The sequence below is a fragment of the Brevundimonas sp. AVps7 genome (assembly GCF_058681545.1).
This window is the reverse complement of sequence record NZ_CM178742.1, coordinates 166,192-186,657: the sequence shown is the minus strand read 5'-3', so window position 1 is coordinate 186,657 and position 20,466 is coordinate 166,192. Positions and strand designations below refer to the sequence as shown.

The following is a 20,466-nucleotide window of genomic DNA, read 5'->3' as shown; positions in this document are numbered from 1 at the left end:
TGCAGGGCGCTCAGCAAACCCGGACCCCCGACTCCGGCCGGCCGCCCGGAAAACCCCCGTTCGTCGGGTGCGGTTCCCGGTCGCGCCACCGACAGGTCGCTTGCCCGGCACAGCGGGTCGTGAAAAAGCGATATCGCGGCGCCGGGGGGCGCTGTTTTTCTGGACAGAACTGAATGCTGAAATCTCCGGCCATCCGATACCTCGGCCTGTTCCTGCTCCTGACCGTCGCCCTGTTCAGTGTCCTGGCGACGCCCTGGGCCGAACGGATGTTCGTGGCTCCCTTCACCCAGGGGCTGGTTCACGCCTGCGCCTTCCTGATTGGCCTGTTCGATCCTCGGGTGGAGGCGGCGGGCGCCATCCTGCGGTTCACCGACGGCCGCGGCGCGGTTCAGGTTCTGGCCGGCTGCAACGCCGTCGAGGTCTGCGCCCTGTTGACCGCTGCCATCATCGCCTTCCCTGGAAAGCTTCGCTATGGCCTGATTGGTGCAGCGGCAGGCGTCGCCGCGCTCCAGGCCGTGAACCTCCTGCGCATCATCAGCCTGCTGTACCTGTCGCGCGGGTCCCAGGAGGTGTTCGAGTTCTTCCACAACTATGTCTGGGACGCGATGATCGGGCTGGAAGGCCTCCTGGTCTTCTTCTTCTGGACCCGCTGGCAGTCGCGCCAGGAGCAGGGGGCGGCCGCCAAGGCCGCCGCTCCGGAGGCCGCAGAATGAGCCTGATGTCCCGTCTCGCCGCGCGCACGCCGGAAGAGGCCGCGCGTCGCCGCTTCGGTGTCTGGGCCGGCCTGTCCCTGGTCGTCCTTCTTCCGCTCTGGTGGCTCTGGGGCGCCGACATTGTCGCCGGCATCCTTCGCCCGCTGGTCGGGCTGATCCTCGGCCTCTTCGGTCTGACGGGCCGGATCACCGTCATCGACGGCGGCGACTGGTCGATCGGCACGCGCCTGACCCATGCCGGTCAGGCGATCGACTATCCGGTGGCAAAGGAGAACCTGCGTCGCCTGATGCTCGGCTTCCCCCTCGTCGCCGCCTTCATGATCGCCCCGCCGCGCCCGCTGCGGCCCTGGCGCGCGGCGGGGATTTCGATCGTCGTCCTCAGCCTCGTCTTCGGCGTCTGCGTGGCCATGACGGTCTGGGGCCAGCTGGCGCCCATGCTGAGCCCGGATCTCGCCGGCTCCGGCATGGCCATCACCACCCGGCCCGACCAGCCGCCCCTGCATCCCTTCGCCGCCCAGGTTGTCATCATCGGCCGCTATGTCGCCCAGTCGATCGCCCCCTTGCTGACGGCCCTTCTCCTGTGGGCCACGCTCAACCCGGCCGCCCTGCGCACCCTCGCCGCGGAGATCAAGGAGTAGGCGCTCGGCGTCGGTTCCAGCAGCGTGGCCTCCTCGTGGAGGCATGCGATCGCCGCGACATGATGCGCGGATCGACCCAGGACGCCTTTGAATTCAAGGCCCGGCTCTGACGAGAGACTTTATCCGCGCCCTGGTATGAAACGGGGGGATACTGGCGAGACTGATCCGTGCATCCCTCATCACCCGCGCAGCGACCTGAGCGCCGAGTTTCGTCCGTTTCGTCAGGGTATTTTTCGTCCGGACCAGACAAAACCATCCCCCGTTCGACACAAGATGTTGATGCTGGGGATCGTTAACCATCAACAGGTAGCTTTCGACGCGATTCTGGAGTTCAGTGGCTCCAGTCCCTCTTTCGTTCATCCCGGCGCAGGCCGGGACCCAGCTTTCCGAGCCCTCCCCATGAACGCCCACACCATCATCACGCCCGCCCGCGCCGGCCTGCTGACCCCCTCGGCCGCCTACAAGCCGTTCCGCTATCCGTGGGCCTTCGACATGTGGAAGAAGCAGCAGCAGGTCCACTGGATGCCCGAAGAGGTCCCTCTGGGCGAGGACTGCAAGGACTGGGCGGCGAACCTGAACGACAAGGAGCGCAACCTGCTGACGCAGATCTTCCGCTTCTTCACCCAGTCGGACATCGAGGTCGCGGACAACTACATGGAAAAATACGGCCGGGTGTTCAAACCGACCGAGGTGAAGATGATGCTGTCGTCCTTCGCCAACATGGAGACGATCCACATCGCGGCCTACGCCCTGCTGCTCGAGACCATCGGCATGCCCGAGAGCGAGTTCGGCGCCTTCATGGAATACGAGGCCATGCGGGACAAACATAACTACATGGGCCAGTTCGGGGTCGAGACCGACGCCGACATCGCCCGGACGCTGGCCATGTTCGGCGGCTTCACCGAGGGGCTGCAACTGTTCGCCTCGTTCGCGATGCTGATGAACTTCCCGCGCCAGAACAAGATGAAGGGCATGGGCCAGATCGTGTCCTGGTCGGTCCGCGACGAGAGCCTGCACTGCGACGGGATCATCAAGCTCTACCACGCCTTCAACGCCGAAACGGGCTGCGTCACGCCGTCGGTCGCCGACGACATCGTTGAATGCTGCCGCACCGTGGTCGGTCTGGAAGACAAGTTCATCGACCTGGCCTTCGAGGCCGGCGAGGTGAACGGCATGACGCCCGAGGACATCAAACAGTACATCCGCTTCATCGCCGACTGGCGCCTGCGCCAGCTCAAACTGCCCGAGCTCTACGGCGTGAAGGAAAACCCCCTGCCGTGGCTGCAGTCGCTGCTGTCCGGCGTGGAGCACGCCAACTTCTTCGAGGCCCGCGCCACCGAATACTCCAAGGCCGCCACCACCGGCGCCTGGCACGGCGCCGAAGGCGTCTGGGGCGAGTTCGACAAGATGATGGCCCGCCGCGACATGAGCATGGTCGCGGGCTGACGTCCCTGAGGTACGCCGGAAGTCAGATCCCGGCGTACCACTGGTAACCGCGGTCTTCCCAGTAGCCGCCCTTGCCGCCGGCGATGTGGGCGAAGCTTTCGACCACATCGATCCGCTTGATATATTTCGCCATCTTGTATCCGAGCTGGCGTTCGAGCCGGAGCCGGATCGGGGCGCCGTGCTTGATGGGCAGGATCTCGTCGTTCATCTCGTAGGCGAGGATCGACTGTTCGTGGCGAGCTTCCGGAATGTCGATGCTCTCGTAGTAGCGGTCGCCTTCCTCGGTCTGATCCAGGGCGTCGAAACAGTGGAAGACGACATATTTCGCCTCCGGCTTGACCTCGGCCCGGTCCAGCACCGCCGACAGGCGCGCCCCCTTCCACTTGCCGATCGACGACCAGCCCTCGACGCAGTCGTGTTTGGTGATCTGGGTGCGTGACGGCAGCCGCCGCAGATCCTCCAGCGACAGGGCCAGCTCCCGCTCCACCAGCCCCGCGACGACCAGGCGGTAGTCCCGGAACCCGTTCGCCTTCAGCGCCACATAGTCGGACGCCGCCGGATCGACGGAGCCGTTGGCCCGGAAGTCTTTGGAGATGTCCTTTTCTTGATACTCGGGCGCAAGGGCCCCGCGGGCAAGCATTCGCTGCCCGCGTTTGCTGGCCTGCTCGGCCTTCTTCAGCGTGCATTGCCCGGTTGCGCTGCCGGCCACCCGGTCGCATCCGCCCAGCGCCAGAGCGGCGCCCGCGCCCAGGATCAGTCCACGTCGATGGGAGATCATTCCGTCTCTTCCTTCCCGGGTTCGATCACGAACCAGCCGGTAATCATGGAGCGCATGTTGTTGGCGAACCCGGCCACGATGACCAGGGCCACATGGACGAAGACAAACCCCACCAGTCCCGCAGCAGACAGGAAGTGCAGCGTCCTAGCCGACTGCCGCCCGCCCAGAACCCAAAGCAGCTCGGGCAGGGCCGCGTTCATCGTCGGCGACATCGCCAGCCCTGTCGCCAGCATCATCGGCAACAGCACCAGCAGCACCAGCAGATAGGTCAGCTTCTGCAGCACATTGTACCGCCGCGCCTCCTCGCCCTTCGGGAACTTCAGCTGTGCGTGCTCGACCACGCTGTGCGGGATGTCGGCCAGGTCGGCCCGCGTAGGCGCGATCATCCGCTTCAACCGCCCGCTGATCGCGATGAAGGCCAGGTAGATCAGGCCGTTGATGACGAAGATCCAGGCGAACAGGAAATGCCAGTTCCGCGCCGCCCCCAAGTCACGCCGCATCGGAACCATCAGCCAGTCGGGCGCCAGCGGGAAGCTCATCCACGGGCTGTCGAAGGTCGATTTGAGGCCCCAGTACAGATGCGGATGCGCCATCAGAATGTTGATCCCGCTCATAACCAGGATCGTCATCGCCAGGACGTTGAGCCAGTGGGTCAACCGCACCGTCAGCGGATGCCGCCAGGTGTCGATCCGACCGCCGGACAGCGGCCGATCCGCATGACGATCCGGCCGCGCGACCTCGACCTTGGCGATAGGGGCATCGACCGCCTCATCTGTCATCGACCGCTCCTCCGTCCATCCCGACCCTCCCACGGAGCCCGCATCCCGGCAACGGGCGTGCTAAAGTTACGCCATGTCCACTCGATCAGACGCGCCCCTGAACGTCGCCCTCGTCGGCTACGGCAATGCCGGCAAGACCTTCCATGCCCCGCTGGTTACGGCCTGTCCCGACCTGAGGTTACATTCGGTCGTCACGAGCCGGCCGGATAACCTGCACGCGGACTGGCCCGATGCCCGCGCCGTTCCCGGCTTCGAGACCGTCCTCGCCGATCCCGCGATCGATCTCATCGTCCTGGCCACCCCCGACGCTCTTCACGCGACCCAGGCCGAGGCGGCCCTGAACGCGGGCAAGGCCGTCGTCATCGACAAGCCTTTCGCGCTGAATCTCGCCGACGCCCGCCGTCTGGTCGAGCTGTCGGAGGCGAAAGGGCTGTTGCTGTCCGTCTTCCAGAACCGCCGCTGGGACGCCGACTTCCTCGCCCTTCAGGCCGAACTCGCTTCGGGTCGTCTCGGTGAGGTGGTGACGGTCGAGAGCCACTACGACCGCCACCGCCCACTGGTCCGCGACCGCTGGCGCGAGAACGACGGCGACGGCGTCTGGATGGACCTCGGGCCCCATCTGGTCGACCAGATCCTGGTCCTGTTCGGCGCGCCCGAGGCCATCACCTGCGACCTCGCCGTCCAGCGGCCCGGCGGCCTGACGCCCGACTGGGTCCACGCGGTCCTGCGCTACGTCGACAAGCGTGTCGTCCTGAACGCCGCCATGGTGTGCGCCGCCCCCGACGTCCGTTTCGCTGTCCACGGGACGAAGGGCAGCTGGCTCAAGTCCGGCCTGGACGTTCAGGAAGACCAGTCAAAGGCCGGCATGGCCGTGGGCAGCCCCGGCTGGGGCGTCGATCCGAAACCCGGGACCTTCGTCGACGGCGAGACCGGAAAACGCAGCCTCGCTCCCGGCCCGGCCGGCCGTTACCAGTCCTTCTATGCAGGCATCGCCTCGGCCCTGCGCGGCGAAGGTCCGACGTCGGTCACGGCCCGGCAGGCTCTGTCGGTGATGGAGGTCCTCGACGCCGGCCTGCGCAGCGCCGAGACTCGCCGGGAGGTCCTGATCGATCAGTAGCGCGGCGGGGCGCAGCGGCTCCGGTCGCCGGCCTGACAGGCGCGCACATCGGCCTCCCAGCGGGCGCGATCGGCCTGCCACCGGGTCTGTTCCTCCAGGTACGCCCTCTGCGCGGCCTCGGACCGGCGAACATCTTCTTCATAGGCCAGCTGGGCCTGGGTCGAGGCGGTGACAGTCGCCTCATATTTGGCGCGCTCGGCCTCGAACGCGGCCTGATCGGCCCGTTCCTGATTCTCGGCCAGCCGGTTGCGCGAGGCGATCTCATCGTTCAGCGCCTGGGTGATGCGCAGCTCTTCCGGCGTCTGTTCGGAATCGTCGGCCCGGCGGTAGGCCTCGCCGTCGTTGACGGGCGGCGGACTGGCCGGCTCGGCCTGGCCCAGCAGTTGATCGGCCCGATCCGCAGGCTGCGTCTGCGCGGGCGGCTTTTGCGCCTCGGCCACGCCGGCCGCCAGCGCGAAGGTCAGTGCGACAGCGCAGGCCGCCAGGTTTCTGGTCCTGATCATCATCTCGGTTCCCTCTCGCGCCACACCAGCCTCAGGAGCTTGGCCATATCAGGGCGGCGCATCTCCCGGAACGCGGTTCGCGTCGAAAAGTGGCGTCCCGCTGCGGGGCGAGGTTAAATGGGGGAATTGTTCTCCTCCCCCGCGAGCTGTCCCGATGATCCTCACCACGAGTTCCGGCGACTTCCCCATCCCGCCGGAGGTCGCCACCCGCCTGCCCCAGGTCCCGCCGGTGCCCGATCCCACCGCCCCGAAATATCGCGAGGCCCGCCGCGCATTCTCCGACTGGCTGGACGCGGCGCCGGAACACACGATCGACTTCGAACGTCTGCGTCGCTGGCATCTGGTCCAGAACGAGCTCGCCGCCGCCGCCCGCGCCGAGGGCCGCGCCTTCGTGGTGACGGAAGACGGGCTCGACTGAGCGGCTCCGCCCGAGCTTCGATGGCCAGGTTCTGGCCGCCGCGACGGGAACTTCATTCCCGCGCCGTCGTATCGGCTGGACGCACCTGCAACCGGGTGTGATCTGACTCCTCGCCCTCGTCCGTCTATCTCACGGCGAACCCAGAAGGATTCCAATATTGAACCGCCCGGCCTATCCTTCTTCACGTAGATTGGTTCTCGCCATGGCGGCAGCGGGTTTGGGTATGTTCGCGAGCAGTGTTGTCGCCGCGCCGCGGATGTCGCCCCGGAAGGCCGAGGCCGACCTCGACCGGGTCGACGCCCTGATCGCGCGCATGACGATCCAGGAGAAGGCGGGTCAACTGAACCTGCTGGGCGATCCGTTCCGCTTCCGGCCGATGAACGTGAATCCACTGGACGGACAGGGCGATCCCGCGCGGGTGACCCGGATGATCCGCGAGGGCCTCGTCGGCAATCTGTTCAACGGCGTCGGCGCCGAGGCCGGGCGCCGCATTCAGACGATCGCGGTCGAGGAGAGCCGGCTGGGCATTCCCCTGCTGTTCGCCGCCGACATCATCCACGGGCTGAAGACGGTCTTCCCGGTTCCGCTCGCGGAGGCGGCCGCCTTCGATGCCGACCTGGCCCGGCGCACCGCGCGGGCGGCGGCCGTGGAGGGCGCGGCCTCCGGTATCCACCAGACCTACGCCCCGATGGTCGACGTGGCGCGGGACCAGCGCTGGGGTCGCGGCGTCGAGGGCGCGGGCGAGGATGTCTGGCTGAACGAGGTTCTGGCCGTCGCGCGCGTGCGCGGCTTCCAGGGCGACAAGGGCCTCGCGGATCGTGACGCGCTTCTGGCCACGCCCAAGCATTTCGCCGCCTATTCCGCCGCCATCGCCGGCATGGACTACAACACGACCGACATGTCCGAGGCGACGCTGCGCGGCACCTTCCTGCCGCCGTTCAGGGCCGCGTTCAACGCCGGCGCCCTGTCGGTTATGACCGCCTTCAACGACTTGAACGGCGTCCCGGCGTCGGGCAACCCGTATCTGCTGACCGACATCCTGCGCGACGAATGGGGTTTCAACGGCTTCGTCGTGTCCGACTATACGGCCGAGCAGGAACTGATCGCCCACGGCTTCGCCGCCGACGGCCGTGACGCGGCCCGTATCGCGCTTCTGGCCGGCATGGACATGTCGATGGTCTCGGGCCTGTTCCTCGAACACATCCCCGATCTGGTCGAGACGGGCGACGTGCCCCTGGCGCGCGTCGATCAGGCGGTTCGTCGCGTCCTGATGACGAAGGCGGCGCTCGGTCTGTTCGACGACCCCTATCGCGGCTGCGATCCCGTGCGTGAGCGTCAGGTCGTCGGCTCGCGCGAGCATCGCGATCTGGCGCGCGAGGCCGGGGTGAAGTCCATCGTCCTCCTGAAGAACGAGGGCGGCCTTCTGCCGCTGAAGCCGTCGGGCCAGAAGATCGCCCTGATCGGACCGTTCGGCGCCGACGTCGACAATGTCTTCGGCCCCTGGACCATCTGGGGCGACGAGACGCGTCGCATCTCTCTGGAAGCGGGTTTCCGCGCCGCCATGGACGACGAGGCCGACCTCGTCGTGGTCAAGGGCTCCGACGTCGAGACGGCCCTGCCGGGCGGCATCGAGGCGGCTGTGCTGGCGTCGGCCCAGGCGGACGTCGTCGTCCTCGCCATTGGCGAAAGCTCGCGCATGTCGGGCGAGGCCCAGTCGCGCACCGAGATCGACATCCCGGCGCCCCAACGCGCCCTGGCCGAAGCCGTCGCTGCGACCGGCAAGCCTGTCGTCGTCCTGCTGAGAAACGGCCGCGCCATGGAGCTGTCGGGGCCGATCAAGGACGCCGGGGCGATCGTTGTCACCTGGTTCCTCGGCGGCGAGATGGGTCACGCCGTCGCCGACATCGTCTTCGGCCTGGCCTCGCCCTCGGGCCGCCTGCCGGTCAGCTTCCCGCACCGCTCGGGCCAGCAGCCCTACAGCTACGACCACAAGATCACCGGCCGCCCGGCGAACAACGCCCTGGCGTCTCAGGAGTATGTGGCCCGCTATCGCGAGACGACCAACACCGCCCTCTATCCCTTCGGCCACGGCCTGACCTATGGCGCGGTGAGCTACGGCACCGTCAGGCCTGCCAACGGGACGCTGGACTGGGACGGAGAGGTCGAGGTCTCGGTCGATGTGACCAATGCGGGCGACCGTGCGGTCGAGGAGACGGTCCAGCTCTATATCCGCGACCGGGTCGCCGACCTGACCCAGCCGGGACGTCGCCTGCGCGACTTCAGGAAGGTCGAGCTCGCGGGGGGCGAGACGAAGACCGTGGCCTTCACCCTGCGGCGCGCGCGTCTGGAGTATGTCGGCGCCGACGGCAGGCCGACGGTTCAGCCCGGAGCCTTCGACATCTGGCTGACCTCGTCGGCCCAGGCGGGCGAACCGGCGACGCTGATCCTCGCCGCCCCGTAGGGGTTCACCGTCCGGCCGCACCGGCTACGCGCGGCGGATCACGTCGATCAGGGGTCCGCCCACACCCCGGGTGAGGGTCGCCTCGACGCCATAGGCACGCCTGAGGACATCCGGCGACAGGGCCGTGGCAGGCGGATCATCGGCCAGAACCTCGCCGTCGGCGAGGACGATGATCCGGTCGGACAGGCGCAGCGCCATGGAGAGGTCGTGCAGGGTCACGATCACCCCCACGCCTTCGTCGGCCAGCCGTCGGAACAGGACGGCGGCGTCCAGCTGGTGCGCCGGATCGAGCCCGGTCAGCGGCTCGTCGGCCAGAAGCCATCCGGGCTCCCCGGCCAGCGCCCGTGCGATCAGAACCCGCGCCCGCTCACCGCCCGACAGGGTGTCGACGATCCGGTGTTCGAATTCGGTGACACTGGCCGCCGCCATGGCCCGATCGACGGCGGCCCGATCCTCCCCGGCCTGACCGCGCGCCCCGATGAAGGGAGTGCGCCCCAGTTCGACGAGAGTCCGCGCCTCGACCGCCCAGGCGATCTCGGGCGTTTGGGGCAGGAAGGCCAGTCGCCGCGCCCGGTCGCGCGGCTTCATGCCGGTCAGGGCGATACCGTCCAGCGAGGCGCCCCCCGAGCTCGGCTCGCGCAGACCCGCCAGACAGCTCAGCAGGGTCGACTTGCCGGCGCCGTTGGGACCGACGACGGCGGTGACCTTTCCGGCCTCGATCGACAGGCTGACGGCCGAGAGGATCGACTTGCCGCCGATATCAACGGTCAGGTCCGCACAGGACAGGACGCTCATGCGATCGTCCTCCGCAGACGCAGCAGCAGGACGAGGAAGAAGGGCGCCCCCAGCGCCGCCATGGCGACGCCCAGCTTCACCTCGCCCGCCGCCGGGGTCATCCGGACAAGGATATCGCCGGCCAGCACGATGACGGCCCCGCCGAGAATGCTCGGCACGAGAAGGGCGCCCGGACGTGCGCCCACCAGCGGCCTCAGCAGGTGCGGCGTCACCAGCCCCACGAACCCGATCACGCCGGTGACGGCGACGCTCGCACCGGCCGCCAGCGCCACGCCCAGCGCGAGCGTCCATCGGGTCCTGTGCATCGAAATACCCAGCGATCTCGCCCCGATCTCCCCCAGTGTCAGGGCATCCAGGGCCCGGCCGGTGGTCAGGAGCAGTCCGCAGCCTACGGCGATGAAGGGCAGGGCCATCTTCACCTCCTCGAAACTGCGATCCGCCAGGGATCCCATCAGCCAGTCAACGATCTCGGCCACCGCCCAGGGATTGGGCGCCAACGACAGGGCCAGGGACACGCCCGCGCTGGACAGGATGTTCAGGATGGCGCCGGCCAGGACGAAGGTGACCAGGCTCGACGCCGATCCGGACAACAGCATCAGGATGGCGACCCCGATCAGGGCCCCGCTGATCGCGGCGACCGGCAGGGCCCATGGCGCGACCGCGGTCACCCCGTAGTAGAGGGTCACCACCGCTCCCAGCGCCGCCATGGCGGACACGCCGAGCACGCCCGGATCGGCCAGCGGGTTCCGCGTATAGCCCTGCAGCACCGCGCCCGAGAGACCGAGCGCGGCGCCCACGACGATGCCGAGGATCGTGCGCGGCAGGCGCAGTTCGAACACGATGGCCCAGCGCGGATCAATATCCGGCGAGACCCAGGCGCTCCACGGCACCCAGACCTTGCCCGCGATCAGACTGACCCCGGACAGGATGAGCAACAGGGCGACCAGCCCCGCATACAGAAGCGGTCGGCTCACGGGCTTCATGAGGACCTCGCCAGGGCCGCGTCCCGCGCGCGCGACAGGGCCGCCGCCGTCTGGATCAGGACGGGCCCGCCGCAGAACAGCAGCCGCTCCGGGAAGACGGCGCGTTCCATGCCGCCGGCGACACGGGCCAGGGCCGGATGCTGCATCACCCGCTGTGCCCGGCTCGGCAGACCACGCGACGGCTCGCCGGACAGCAACAGTTCGGGTGGATCGGCAATGACGAACTCCAGCGGCACATTGGCCGACCCGCGAAGGCCGTAGCGGGCGATGACGTTGTCCAGGCCCGCGCGCCGCATCATCTCGTCCATCAGGGTGCCGGGCCCTGAGGCGAAACCGCCGGGCATGAAGACGAGTGCGGACACGGGGCGTGTCCCGGGCGCGGGAACAGCGGCGGCCAATGCGGCCTCGATTCGACGGACGACCGCTTCGCCGCGCTCCGGGCGGCCGACCAAGGCGGACACCTCGCGCACCTGGGCCAGGCTGTCAGCGACCGTCTCGGGCACGCTGTACTGCAGGGTGCGGATGCCCACCCGCTCCAGGGTGTTCAGCAGGGCCGGGGACGATGGCCGCCCGGTCAGCACCAGATCGGGCTCAAGAGCGATGACCTCTTCCGCCGTGCCGTAGGTGAACGGCAGGGTCCGCGCGATGTCGGCGATGGTCGAGCCATAGCGGTCGCGGGAAAAGTGGCTCAGCGCCGTGATCCGGTTCCGGTCCGCGACGTGGGCGAGGATCACATCCAGACAGGGATTCAGCGAGACAATGCGTCGGGGCTCGGCCTGCGGTGAAGGCGCCGGCGCGGCGCGTGCAGACCCCAGGCCGAGGCCAGCGGCCAGTCCGCCCGCGACCAGGGCGCGACGATCGGGTGCTGTCATCGATACGCCTCCTTCCCGGCGGGCCTGAGTGTGCGCCGCCCGTCGGGGCCAGCGCCAGAGGGCGCGAACGGACGGTCCGGTCGCGCCCGGGTGTGGTGCTAGAACCGGGCGCGGACGCCCACAAAGGCACCGCGACCCGCGACGCCATAGTTGGCGGTGGTCGCATAGGTCTCGTCGCCCGCGTTCTCGACCCGGCCATAGACTTCGAGCGTCTCGTTGATCGGCCAGGAGGCCCGCAGATCGACCAGGGTGTAGGCGTCCAGGCGCGTCGTGTTCGAGGCGTTGTCGAAGCTGTCGCCCACGTGCTGGACGGCGACCGAGGTCGACAGACCGAACGGCCAGACATAGCCGACTGTCAGGTTGGCGGCCTCGTCCGGACGACGCGCCAGCTGGCGACCCAGGTTGGCGCCGGGCGTGCGGTTCTCGGTGTTGGTCCGGGTATAGTTGGCTTCAATCGAGAACGAACCAATCTCATAGTCCGCCGCCAGTTCAACGCCATCCGCTTCGGTCAGGGCGATGTTCGAATAGTAGCCGAAGCGGCGCACCCCGTTCCTGAAGCACAGTGGCGCCGTCGCCGGCGTGGCAGTGCCCGAGCAGGACACGAAGTCGATCTGGTTGGTCGTCTCGCGCGAGAAATATGTCGCCGACAGGATCAGGGCGCCGTCCAGCAGATGCTGTTCCAGGCCCGCGTCCCAGCCGTCCGCCTCTTCCGGCAGCAGGGTCAGGTTTCCGAACTGGCTGTAGAGTTGGTACAGGCTCGGCGCCTTGAAGCCCTGGCCGAAGCTGGCGCGCAGCACGGTCGAGCCGTCGTTCAGCGCCCAGGCCACGGCTGCCTGGCCCAGGGTCTTGCCGCCGAAGGTGTCGTGCTCGTCGCGACGCACGCCGCCGGTCAGGGTCAGGCCGTCGACGACCTCGGCCTGAAGCTGGGCGTAGACGCCGTCGATGCCGACCTCGGCCGCATCCGGAGCGGCGGAGAACTCAGAGTCCTCGTGCTCGGCGCCGAAGGTCGCGGTCCAGCCCTCGCGGACGTCGAACACGCCCTGGTATTCATAGCGCCTGTTCAGGCCTTCGGCCTCGAAGGTGATGCCGGACCCGGCCTGATCGGGGTTCAGGTTCTGTCGGTCCGTGCGGGTGTAGCCATAGGCGACGCGGTTGCTCAGGCGGCCGTCGAACAGGTCGAAGTTCAGGCCCGCATAGGTGACCAGTTCCTTGGTGCTCGAGGTCTCACGCGTGTCGCCGAAGGCGAACAGGGGCGCCGGGAAGCCGTCGACATCGACGGTCCCGTCCGAATAGACGGCGCGGAGATCGATCGAGACACCCTCGACGATCCGGACGTTGACCCGGCCGCTCAGGCCGAAGTTCTCGTAGCCGTCATCCTCGGTCCCGCGCGCGAAGGCCGAGAAGCCGTCGGTCTCATAGCGGGAGGCGGCCAGTCGCCAGGTGGCGCGGTCGCCGGCGCCGCCGACCGAGCCGCGCAGATAGGTCGTCCCGCGCGATCCCGCCTCGGCATCGATACCCGCCTGGAAGGGGCGGGTCGGTTCGGCGGTGACGATGCTGACCACGCCGCCGATGGCCTGGGAGCCCCACAGGGTCGACTGGGCGCCGCGCAGGACCTCGATCCGCGCGACGTCGCCGATCAGCAGGTTGCCGAAATTGTAGCCGCCGCCCGTGCCCGACGGGTCGTTCAGCTTCACCCCGTCGACAATCGCGACCGTCTGGTCCGTCTCTGCGCCGCGGATGCGCACGGCCGTGACCGAGCCCTCGCCGCCGTTGCGCGACACGGTCACGCCGGGCGTGCGGGCCAGCAGGTCCGACACGACGACCGTCTGGCTGGACTGGATGTCCGCCGTGGTCAGGACAGTGACCGACTGGCCGACGCGGTCGGCGGCCTGGGCCGAGCGGTTGGCCGTGACCACCACATCGTCCAGCAGGCCGGGGTCGGTGACGGAGGATGCAGTCTGGGCGCTCGCGGCGTTGGCGGCGAGCAGGAGCGCGGCCGTGGCGGCGCTGGCGATCAGTTCATTTCTCATCTGGGTCCAATCCCTCGTTTGACAACGAGCCGGCTCGCGAACGGCCGTGATCGGACATGGAGACACGCCCGGTCACGACCGCGCAGCGATGCGCGGCCCAACAGACGTCGCCATTCGGGAAAAGACCCGTTCCGCTCGGCACACCACGTCCGCGCGAAGGACGACCACGACGGGCAGGTCTCCTGGCTCGCGGGTCAATGCCGGTGCGCGTCGCCTTCCCAGATCCTTTGGTCGAAACCATCGGACCCAGTGGCTAGTGACGCGCGGGCTCGCCGCTTACAGTTGCGTGGGCAGCCCGGGTTTCACACCCGAGTTCCCTTTTCATCCCCATCGCTGGGGAACCTGTCGCAGGCCGGCCCTTAGGCCATTGCGCCAGCGGCGGCAATGGTGACGCTCAACGCGCCGGAGCCAGGCCCTATGGCCTTGCGTCATGTCAGGGAAAGTGGCGCACCCGAGAGGATTCGAACCTCTGACCCCTGCCTTCGGAGGGCAGTACTCTATCCAGCTGAGCTACGGGTGCATCCGTCGGCCTCGCGGCCGGACGAAGGGCCTTACAGCAGGTCGCGTTCAGCCTCAATCCCGGAAAGGCGGGGCCCGGACAGGCGAGGTCCGGAACGACTTGGCGAAGAGCGCCGCCCCGCCTAGCGTGCGGCGGTCCTTTCGGAGTCCGTCCATGCGTCGTCTTTTCCTGGCCGCCCTCGCCCTTCCCCTGCTGCTGGTCGCGGCCTGCGCCACCGCTCCGGCGCCCGATCCATCCGGCGACAGTCTGGACGCCGTGGCGCGGGACTATGTCGCCCTGATCCTGGAGATCGGCGAGCGAGAGCCCGGCTATGTCGACGCCTACTACGGTCCGCCGGAATGGGCCGAGGCGGCCAGAGCCAGCCCGCGCGAGGTCCCGGCCCTGATCCAGGGCGCGGCCTCCCTGACCGGGCGGCTGAACGCCCTGTCGACGCGGGGCGCGGAACCCGCCGTGGTGCAGCGCAAGGCCTATCTTCTGGCCCATGTCTCGGCCGCTGCGGCGCGTCTGCGCATGATCGGCGGGGAGCGGATGAGCTTCGCCGACGAGGCCTACGCCCTGTTCGGGGTCCGGCCGGAACTGAAGCCGCTCAGCGACTATGATCCGATCCTGGCCCGGATCGACGCCCTTGTTCCGGGAGACGGCGCCCTGGCCGACCGGGTGTCGGCATTCCGCACCGGCTTCATCATCCCGACCGACCGCCTTCAGGCCGTGTTCGACGCCTCGATCGCCGAATGCCGGGCGCGGACGATCCGCCATATCCCGCTGCCGGCCAACGAGCGGTTCACCCTGGCCTTCGTCACCGACAAGCCCTGGTCGGGCTACAACTACTTCCAGGGCGACGCGGCCTCGAAGATCGAGATCAACACCGACCAGCCGATCTTCACCGACCGGGCCATCGATCTGGGCTGCCACGAGGGCTATCCGGGCCACCACGTCTACAATGCGTTGCTGGAGAAGACCTTCGTCGTCGATCGGGGCTGGGTCGAGATGAGCGTCTATCCCCTGTATTCGCCGATGTCGTTCGTGGCCGAAGGCAGCGCCAACTACGGCATCGACCTGGCCTTCCCGGGCGATGAGGCGGAGGTCTTCGAGCGCGATGTCCTTTTGACCCTCGCGGGTCTGACCGGCGCTCCGGTGCACGAAAAGGACGAGCTGAACGCCCTGGTTCGCCAGCTGGCGCGCGCCGAGTACACGATCGCCGACGACTACCTGGCCGGCCGGGTGAACCGCGAGGACACGATCGCCAAGCTGTCGAAATACATGCTGACCACGCCCGAGCGCGCCGCCCAGCGTGTGCGCTTCATCGAGACCTACCGCAGCTACATCATCAACTACGGGCTTGGCCGGGATACGGTTCAGGCCTGGGTCGAGCGCCAGGGCCCCGATCACTGGGAGGGCATGGAGACCCTGCTGGCCAGCCAGATCCTGCCGGTGGATCTGCTTCCCTAGACCGCTACTGCGCCGTCATGCCGCCGTCGATCTTGAACTCGGCGCCGGTGACGAACTTGGCTTCGTCCGAGGCGAGATAGAGGACGCACCAGGCCACGTCGTTCGGCTCGCCGATCCGCTTCAGCGGGATGCCGCGGGCGAGACGCTCGTGGGCCTTGGCTTCATCGCCGCCGGCCATGGCGATGAACGGGTCCAGGATGGCCGTCTTGATGAAGACCGGGTGGACCGAGTTGACCCGCACGTTCCACTCCATCTTCGCGGCCTCGAGGGCGACGGTCTTGGTGTACATCCAGACGCCGGCCTTGGTGGCGTTGTAGGCGCCCATGCCCGGCGCGGCGGCCAGGCCCGCGATCGACGAGATGTTGACGATGGAGGCGGCGCCCGAGGCGCGCAGATGCGGCATGGCGTGCTTGCAGCCGAACATGACCGAGCGAAGGTTGATCTCGTACTGCCGCTGCCAGTTCTCGGTCGTGTCCTGTTCCGCGAAGAGCAGGACGTCGCCGACGCCGGCGTTATTCACCAGGATCGACAGGCCGCCCATGGCTGTCGCCGCCTTGCCGACCACATCGACCCACTGGGCCTCAGACGTCACGTCATGGGTGAAGCCGAAGGCCGCGCCCGGGATCTCGGCGTTGATCCGCGCGGCCAGGTCTTCGGCGCCCGCGCCGTTGATGTCGGTGATCGCGACCTTCGCGCCTTCGCGGGCCAGCATCCAGGCGATGGCCTCGCCCAGCCCCTGGGCCCCGCCCGTGATCAGTGCGGCCTTGCCCGCGACGCGTCCCGGCTTGCTCATGGTCATTCCCCTCCCAGGGATTTCGCGGCGGCGTCGATAAAGCGCGCCATCGTCGTGTCGAGGTCGGTGACGCCGCCCGCGTCGTGGGTCGTCAGCAGAACGGTCACCCGGTTGTAGACGTTCGACCATTCCGGATGATGGTCCATCGTCTCGGCCTTCAGCGCCACGCGCGTCATGAAGGCGAAGGCGGCGTTAAAGTCAGTGAACTTCAGCGTCCGCTCGATGGCGGGACGGTCGCCGTCGTGGACCGACCAGCCGGTCAGGTCGGTCAGCGCAGCAGCGGGATCGAGAGTCGGTCTGGCCATGAAAGGTCTCCTGTCATCGGGCCTAACGGTCTCGCCGTGCGCCCGCAAGGCGCCGCTACGTCAGCTAGCCGACACTCGGGCGAACGCTGGAACGTCCGGTCAAGCCGGGGCGTTGGTAAGCGTCGCCATACGCGACGGGAGCTGAATATTGGACAATCTCTGGATCGCCTCGCTAAGCGCGGCCGACCGAAAACGACTTGAGCCGCATTTGGCTGAACAGGCCTTCACCCAGGGCCAGATGCTGTACGACGCGGGTGAAGCGGTGGATCAGGTCTGGTTTCCCCTGAACGGCGTGATTTCCCTGATGACCATTCTTCCGGAAGACAGGATGGTGGAGACGGCGGCCATCGGCCGCGAGGGACTGATCGGCGTGACCTGTGGGCCGATGAACGCCCGCGCCTCGTCGCGCGCCATCGCCCAGATCCCGGGCTCGGCCGCCTGCTGCTCCGCCGAGGCGTTTTCGGACGCACTGGGTGAGAGCCCGACCTTGCGCACCGCGCTTGCGAAATTCACCGAGAGCCTGTTCGCCCAGGTGCAGCAGACCGCCGCCTGCAACGCCCAGCATCGGCTGGACGAGCGGCTGGCCCGCTGGCTGCTGACCCTGCACGACCGCGCCGGCTCCAATCGTTTCAACCTGACCCAGTCCGACATCGCCGGCATGCTGGGCGTGCGCCGGGCGACGGTGTCCGAGGTGGGGGCTGGCCTCGAAGGTCAGAAGCTGATCCGCCGGGGTCGCGGATGGGTCGAGGTGCTGGATCGCGAGGCGCTCGAGGACGCCGCCTGCGGCTGCTACGGCGCCATGCGCGGGGTGATGAAGGATCTCGGCGTGCCTGCACCCAGGGCGCCGGACGCCTGAACCGCAAGCCGCGACGGCGAGGCCCGGTGACGTGGCCGCCCGACCGCGCTAGACCGCCCGCATGAACGCCTCTCCGCATGGCCCGCACTCGTCGGGCGACACCTCCTCCTTCGGCTTTCGCGACGTGGATGCGCGCGAGAAGGTGCGGATGGTGCGCGGCGTCTTCGACAGCGTCGCCTCCAGCTACGACCTGATGAACGACCTGATGAGCGGGGGCGTGCACCGGCTGTGGAAGGACGCGGCCGCCGCGAAGCTGAACCCCCGGCCGGGCGAGACCATCCTCGATGTCGCTGGCGGCACAGGCGACATGGCGCGGCGCTATTCGAAGATGGCGCGCAGGGCCCAGGAACGGCGCGGCGGAGACGACGCCTCGGTCATCGTGCTCGACTACAACGCCGAGATGATCCTGGCGGGCGTTCAGAAGGGCGGCGAACCTGAGATGATCTGGACCGTCGGCGACGCCATGGCCCTGCCCATCCCCGACGCCTCGGTCGACGCCTATTCGATCAGCTTCGGCATCCGCAATGTGTCGGACATCGCCGTGGCCCTGAAGGAAGCGCGCCGCGTGCTTAAGCCCGGCGGTCGGTTCCTGTGCCTGGAGTTCTCGCGCCCGACGGCCGAGGCGGTGCGCAGGGCCTATGACGCCTGGTCTTTCCACGCCATTCCCCGCATCGGCGAATGGATCGCCAAGGATCGTGACAGCTATCAGTATCTGGTCGAGAGCATCCGCCGCTTCCCCGACCAGTCGACCTTCAAGGCCATGATCGAAGAGGCGGGTTTCAGTCGCGTCGCCGTGACCAACCTGTCGGGCGGGGTCGCCGCGATCCACTTCGGGTGGGCGGTCTGAGCTTTCCCAACGCATACCGGGTCGCCCCCGCGCCGCCGCCGACCGTGGCCGTGCGCGACCCCCTGCGCGCGACCTGGCGGCTGATCCGGTGGGGCGCCGCCCTGGCCCGGCACGACGCCCTGCTGCCGCGCGAGATCACGCCCCTGCTGCCCGCCTGGGCAAGACTGCTGGCGGGGTTCGTGCATCTGTTCGCCGGACGCGAGGGCCGCGACGGACGGCCGGGCCAGAGGCTGGGTCGGGCGTTCGAGACCCTCGGGCCGGTGGCGATCAAACTGGGTCAGGTGATGGCCACCCGCGCCGACATCTTCGGCATCGAGTTCGCCCGCGACCTGGGCCGGCTCAAGGACAAGCTTCCGCCCTTCCCCACGGAGGAGGCGCGACGCGAGATCGAGCGGTCGCTGGGTCGGCCGGTCGAGAGCCTGTTCACTGATTTCGGCGACGCCATCGGCGCGGCGTCGCTCGCCCAGGCACACCCCGCCTGGCTGGCCGATGGACGCAAGGTGGCGGTCAAGGTGCTGCGGCCGGGGGTCGAGCGGCGGGTGGTCAAGGGTCTGGACGCCATGCGTCTGGCCGCCGGTCTGGTGCACCGGATGGTCCCGGCGGCGCGGCGACTGGAGCCCGAGGCCTTCGTCGAGACGGTGGCGCGGTCGATGTATCTGGAACTCGACATGCGGCTGGAAGCGGCGGCGGCCTCGGAACTGCACGACATCATGGAGAAGGCCCGCGCCGACGGGGCGCACATGACCGCGCCCAAGGTCGTCTGGGACGGGGTCGGCAAACGGGTTCTGACGCTGGAGTGGGCGCAGGGCCTGCCGATGACCGACCCGGCCGCGATCGAACAGCCGGGCATGGATATCAATTCGCTGGCCGACAATGTCGTGCGCGCCTTCCTGGTCCAGGCGCTCGACTACGGGACGTTTCACGCGGACCTGCATGAGGGCAACCTGTTCGCCTCGGCGCCGGCCGAGCTGACCGCTGTCGACTTCGGCATCATCGGCCGGCTGAACCCCGGCGAGCGGCGCTACCTCGCCGAGATCCTGTGGGGTTTCCTGACGCGGGACTATCCGCGCATCGCCCGCGTGCATTTTGAGGCCGGATATGTGCCGCCGCACCATTCGGTCGAGGCCTTCGCCCAGGCCCTGCGCGCGGTCGGAGAACCGGTCATCGGACGCGCCGCATCCCAGGTGTCGATGGGCCGGCTGCTGGGCCAGCTGTTCGAGATCACCGCCCTGTTCGACATGCACCTGCGCCCCGAACTGATCCTGCTGCAGAAGACCATGGTCTCGGTCGAGGGCGTGGCGCGCCGCCTGAACCCCGACCACGACCTGTGGGCCGCGTCCCAGCCCGTGGTGGAGCGCTGGATCACCCGCGAGCTGGGTCCCAGGGCCCAGGTCCGCGACGGCCTGCGCGAAATCCTGTCCGGCGCCCGCGCCCTGTCGCGGCTCGTGCAGGAGCCGACGACGAGCCAGACGGTCATCGTCGAACGGGTGAAGACACCGATCTGGCTGGCTGTCTGTGTGGTCGTCGCGACGGGTCTTTCTGCCGCCGCCCTCGTTATGTCGTTATGGCCCGGGATTGTGGGCTGACATCGCCGGAGTTCGCATGACCGTTTCGATCAAGACCACCGCCCTCGTCTTCGCCCTCGCCGCCGTCGCCGGCCCCGGGCTGGCCCAGACGACGCCGGCCCAGTCCCTGAACCAGAGCCGGTCTCTCGCACCCTCGGCCGGCGCCGCCGCCACGATCCCGAACACCTTCGACGGCCCGGTGGCCCAGCCACGGCCCGTCACACCCGTGCCGGCGGCTCCGGCCGCCCAGGTCACCGATGCCGAAATGGCCGAGGGCGCGCTGCGCGCCGTTATCGAACAGTTCCGCGCCGCCGACATCGACGAGCGACTGTTCACCCCCGGTGTGGCGACCCAGCTGAACGGTCAGCTGGCGGCCTATTCCCGGCTGATCCGGGGCTATGGTGCCGTGCAGTCGATCGAGGCCCAGGGCGCGACCAACGGCGTCGGCCAGTTCCTTGTGGTCTTCGACAACGCCGCCACCCAGTGGCAGGTCGGGCTTGAGGACGGCGGCCTGGTCGCCGCCCTGCGGTTCCGTGAGGCGCCGCCCGAATCCTCCGAGCCGGCCGCGCCGGGCGCCTGAACCACCACTGATCTCCTC

20 protein-coding genes, 1 tRNA gene and 1 riboswitch are annotated in these 20,466 nt (G+C 68.5%); of the genes, 11 read left to right on the top strand and 10 right to left on the bottom strand.

The window, feature by feature from the left end; translation table 11 throughout:
• Positions 1-173: 173 nt before the first annotated feature.
• The 3 genes from xrtH (at position 174) to ACW17Y_RS00970 (ending at position 2,797) form a co-directional block, all read left to right on the top strand.
• The gene (gene xrtH, locus ACW17Y_RS00980) at positions 174-713 is read left to right on the top strand and encodes an exosortase H (RefSeq protein ID WP_492036922.1); all 540 of its coding nucleotides are present in this window, start codon (positions 174-176) and stop codon (positions 711-713) included.
• Positions 710-1,351, top strand: a complete 642-nt coding sequence (locus ACW17Y_RS00975) for an exosortase H-associated membrane protein (protein ID WP_492036921.1) — start codon at positions 710-712, stop codon at positions 1,349-1,351. Before xrtH ends, ACW17Y_RS00975 begins: the two co-directional genes overlap by 4 nt.
• Positions 1,352-1,750: 399 nt before the next feature.
• On the top strand, positions 1,751-2,797 hold the full coding sequence (locus tag ACW17Y_RS00970; RefSeq protein WP_492036920.1) for a ribonucleotide-diphosphate reductase subunit beta: 1,047 nt from the start codon (positions 1,751-1,753) through the stop codon (positions 2,795-2,797).
• A 22-nt stretch (positions 2,798-2,819) separates the two neighbouring features.
• Here the strand turns inward: ACW17Y_RS00970 and ACW17Y_RS00965 are convergent, their stop codons facing one another.
• Together ACW17Y_RS00965 and ACW17Y_RS00960 are read right to left on the bottom strand one after the other, a co-directional pair.
• Complete coding sequence (locus ACW17Y_RS00965) at positions 2,820-3,575, bottom strand: molybdopterin-binding protein (RefSeq protein WP_492036919.1); 756 nt, start codon at positions 3,573-3,575, stop codon at positions 2,820-2,822.
• The gene (locus tag ACW17Y_RS00960; RefSeq protein WP_492036918.1) at positions 3,572-4,354 is read right to left on the bottom strand and encodes a cytochrome b/b6 domain-containing protein; all 783 of its coding nucleotides are present in this window, start codon (positions 4,352-4,354) and stop codon (positions 3,572-3,574) included. The genes ACW17Y_RS00965 and ACW17Y_RS00960 overlap by 4 nt, the downstream gene beginning before the upstream one ends.
• Positions 4,355-4,427: 73 nt before the next feature.
• Here ACW17Y_RS00960 and ACW17Y_RS00955 point away from each other — a divergent pair, with 73 nt between their 5' ends.
• Positions 4,428-5,471, top strand: coding sequence for an oxidoreductase (locus ACW17Y_RS00955; protein ID WP_492036917.1), 1,044 nt, complete (start codon positions 4,428-4,430; stop codon positions 5,469-5,471).
• Here the strand turns inward: ACW17Y_RS00955 and ACW17Y_RS00950 are convergent.
• Positions 5,465-5,974, bottom strand: a complete 510-nt coding sequence (locus ACW17Y_RS00950) for a cell wall hydrolase (RefSeq protein WP_492036916.1) — start codon at positions 5,972-5,974, stop codon at positions 5,465-5,467. The two genes, ACW17Y_RS00955 and ACW17Y_RS00950, sit on opposite strands and share 7 nt — an antisense overlap.
• A gap of 154 nt (positions 5,975-6,128) precedes the next feature.
• On the opposite strand from ACW17Y_RS00950, the gene ACW17Y_RS00945 reads away from it, so the two are divergent.
• Positions 6,129-6,392 carry a hypothetical protein gene (locus ACW17Y_RS00945; RefSeq protein WP_492036915.1) on the top strand — a complete coding sequence of 88 codons (264 nt, stop codon included), beginning with the start codon at positions 6,129-6,131 and terminating at the stop codon, positions 6,390-6,392.
• Between the two features lie 223 nt (positions 6,393-6,615).
• Positions 6,616-8,853: a glycoside hydrolase family 3 N-terminal domain-containing protein gene (locus ACW17Y_RS00940; RefSeq protein ID WP_492036914.1), complete on the top strand. Its 2,238-nt coding sequence runs from the start codon at positions 6,616-6,618 to the stop codon at positions 8,851-8,853.
• Between the two features lie 24 nt (positions 8,854-8,877).
• Here ACW17Y_RS00940 and ACW17Y_RS00935 read toward each other — a convergent pair whose 3' ends face one another.
• The 5 genes from ACW17Y_RS00935 to ACW17Y_RS00915 form a co-directional block, all read right to left on the bottom strand.
• On the bottom strand, positions 8,878-9,648 hold the full coding sequence (locus ACW17Y_RS00935; RefSeq protein WP_492036913.1) for an ABC transporter ATP-binding protein: 771 nt from the start codon (positions 9,646-9,648) through the stop codon (positions 8,878-8,880).
• On the bottom strand, positions 9,645-10,631 hold the full coding sequence (locus ACW17Y_RS00930) for a FecCD family ABC transporter permease (protein WP_492036912.1): 987 nt from the start codon (positions 10,629-10,631) through the stop codon (positions 9,645-9,647). Before ACW17Y_RS00930 ends, ACW17Y_RS00935 begins: the two co-directional genes overlap by 4 nt.
• The gene (locus tag ACW17Y_RS00925) at positions 10,628-11,503 is read right to left on the bottom strand and encodes an ABC transporter substrate-binding protein (RefSeq protein WP_492036911.1); all 876 of its coding nucleotides are present in this window, start codon (positions 11,501-11,503) and stop codon (positions 10,628-10,630) included. The genes ACW17Y_RS00930 and ACW17Y_RS00925 overlap by 4 nt, the downstream gene beginning before the upstream one ends.
• A gap of 98 nt (positions 11,504-11,601) precedes the next feature.
• Positions 11,602-13,533, bottom strand: a complete 1,932-nt coding sequence (locus ACW17Y_RS00920) for a TonB-dependent receptor plug domain-containing protein (protein ID WP_492036910.1) — start codon at positions 13,531-13,533, stop codon at positions 11,602-11,604.
• A 155-nt stretch (positions 13,534-13,688) separates the two neighbouring features.
• A riboswitch (cobalamin riboswitch) is annotated at positions 13,689-13,894 on the bottom strand.
• Between the two features lie 82 nt (positions 13,895-13,976).
• Positions 13,977-14,053, bottom strand: a tRNA-Arg gene (locus tag ACW17Y_RS00915).
• Between the two features lie 153 nt (positions 14,054-14,206).
• On the opposite strand from ACW17Y_RS00915, the gene ACW17Y_RS00910 reads away from it, so the two are divergent.
• Positions 14,207-15,502: a hypothetical protein gene (locus tag ACW17Y_RS00910; RefSeq protein WP_492036909.1), complete on the top strand. Its 1,296-nt coding sequence runs from the start codon at positions 14,207-14,209 to the stop codon at positions 15,500-15,502.
• 4 nt (positions 15,503-15,506) lie between these two features.
• On the opposite strand, the gene ACW17Y_RS00905 is transcribed toward ACW17Y_RS00910, so the two are convergent.
• Positions 15,507-16,295, bottom strand: a complete 789-nt coding sequence (locus ACW17Y_RS00905; protein WP_492036908.1) for an SDR family oxidoreductase — start codon at positions 16,293-16,295, stop codon at positions 15,507-15,509.
• Between the two features lie 2 nt (positions 16,296-16,297).
• Positions 16,298-16,600 carry a 4a-hydroxytetrahydrobiopterin dehydratase gene (locus ACW17Y_RS00900; protein ID WP_492036907.1) on the bottom strand — a complete coding sequence of 101 codons (303 nt, stop codon included), beginning with the start codon at positions 16,598-16,600 and terminating at the stop codon, positions 16,298-16,300.
• A gap of 208 nt (positions 16,601-16,808) precedes the next feature.
• On the opposite strand from ACW17Y_RS00900, the gene ACW17Y_RS00895 reads away from it, so the two are divergent.
• The 4 genes from ACW17Y_RS00895 (at position 16,809) to ACW17Y_RS00880 (ending at position 20,448) form a co-directional block, all read left to right on the top strand.
• Positions 16,809-17,456, top strand: coding sequence for a Crp/Fnr family transcriptional regulator (locus ACW17Y_RS00895; protein WP_492036906.1), 648 nt, complete (start codon positions 16,809-16,811; stop codon positions 17,454-17,456).
• Positions 17,457-17,517: 61 nt separating this feature from the next.
• A complete protein-coding gene (locus ACW17Y_RS00890; RefSeq protein ID WP_492036905.1) occupies positions 17,518-18,303 on the top strand; it encodes a class I SAM-dependent methyltransferase in 786 nt (261 codons plus the stop codon).
• A 50-nt stretch (positions 18,304-18,353) separates the two neighbouring features.
• The gene (ubiB, locus tag ACW17Y_RS00885; RefSeq protein WP_492036904.1) at positions 18,354-19,889 is read left to right on the top strand and encodes a 2-polyprenylphenol 6-hydroxylase; all 1,536 of its coding nucleotides are present in this window, start codon (positions 18,354-18,356) and stop codon (positions 19,887-19,889) included.
• 16 nt (positions 19,890-19,905) lie between these two features.
• Positions 19,906-20,448 (top strand): hypothetical protein, encoded by a 543-nt coding sequence (locus tag ACW17Y_RS00880; protein WP_492036903.1) that lies wholly within the window; start codon positions 19,906-19,908, stop codon positions 20,446-20,448.
• Positions 20,449-20,466 lie beyond the last annotated feature (18 nt).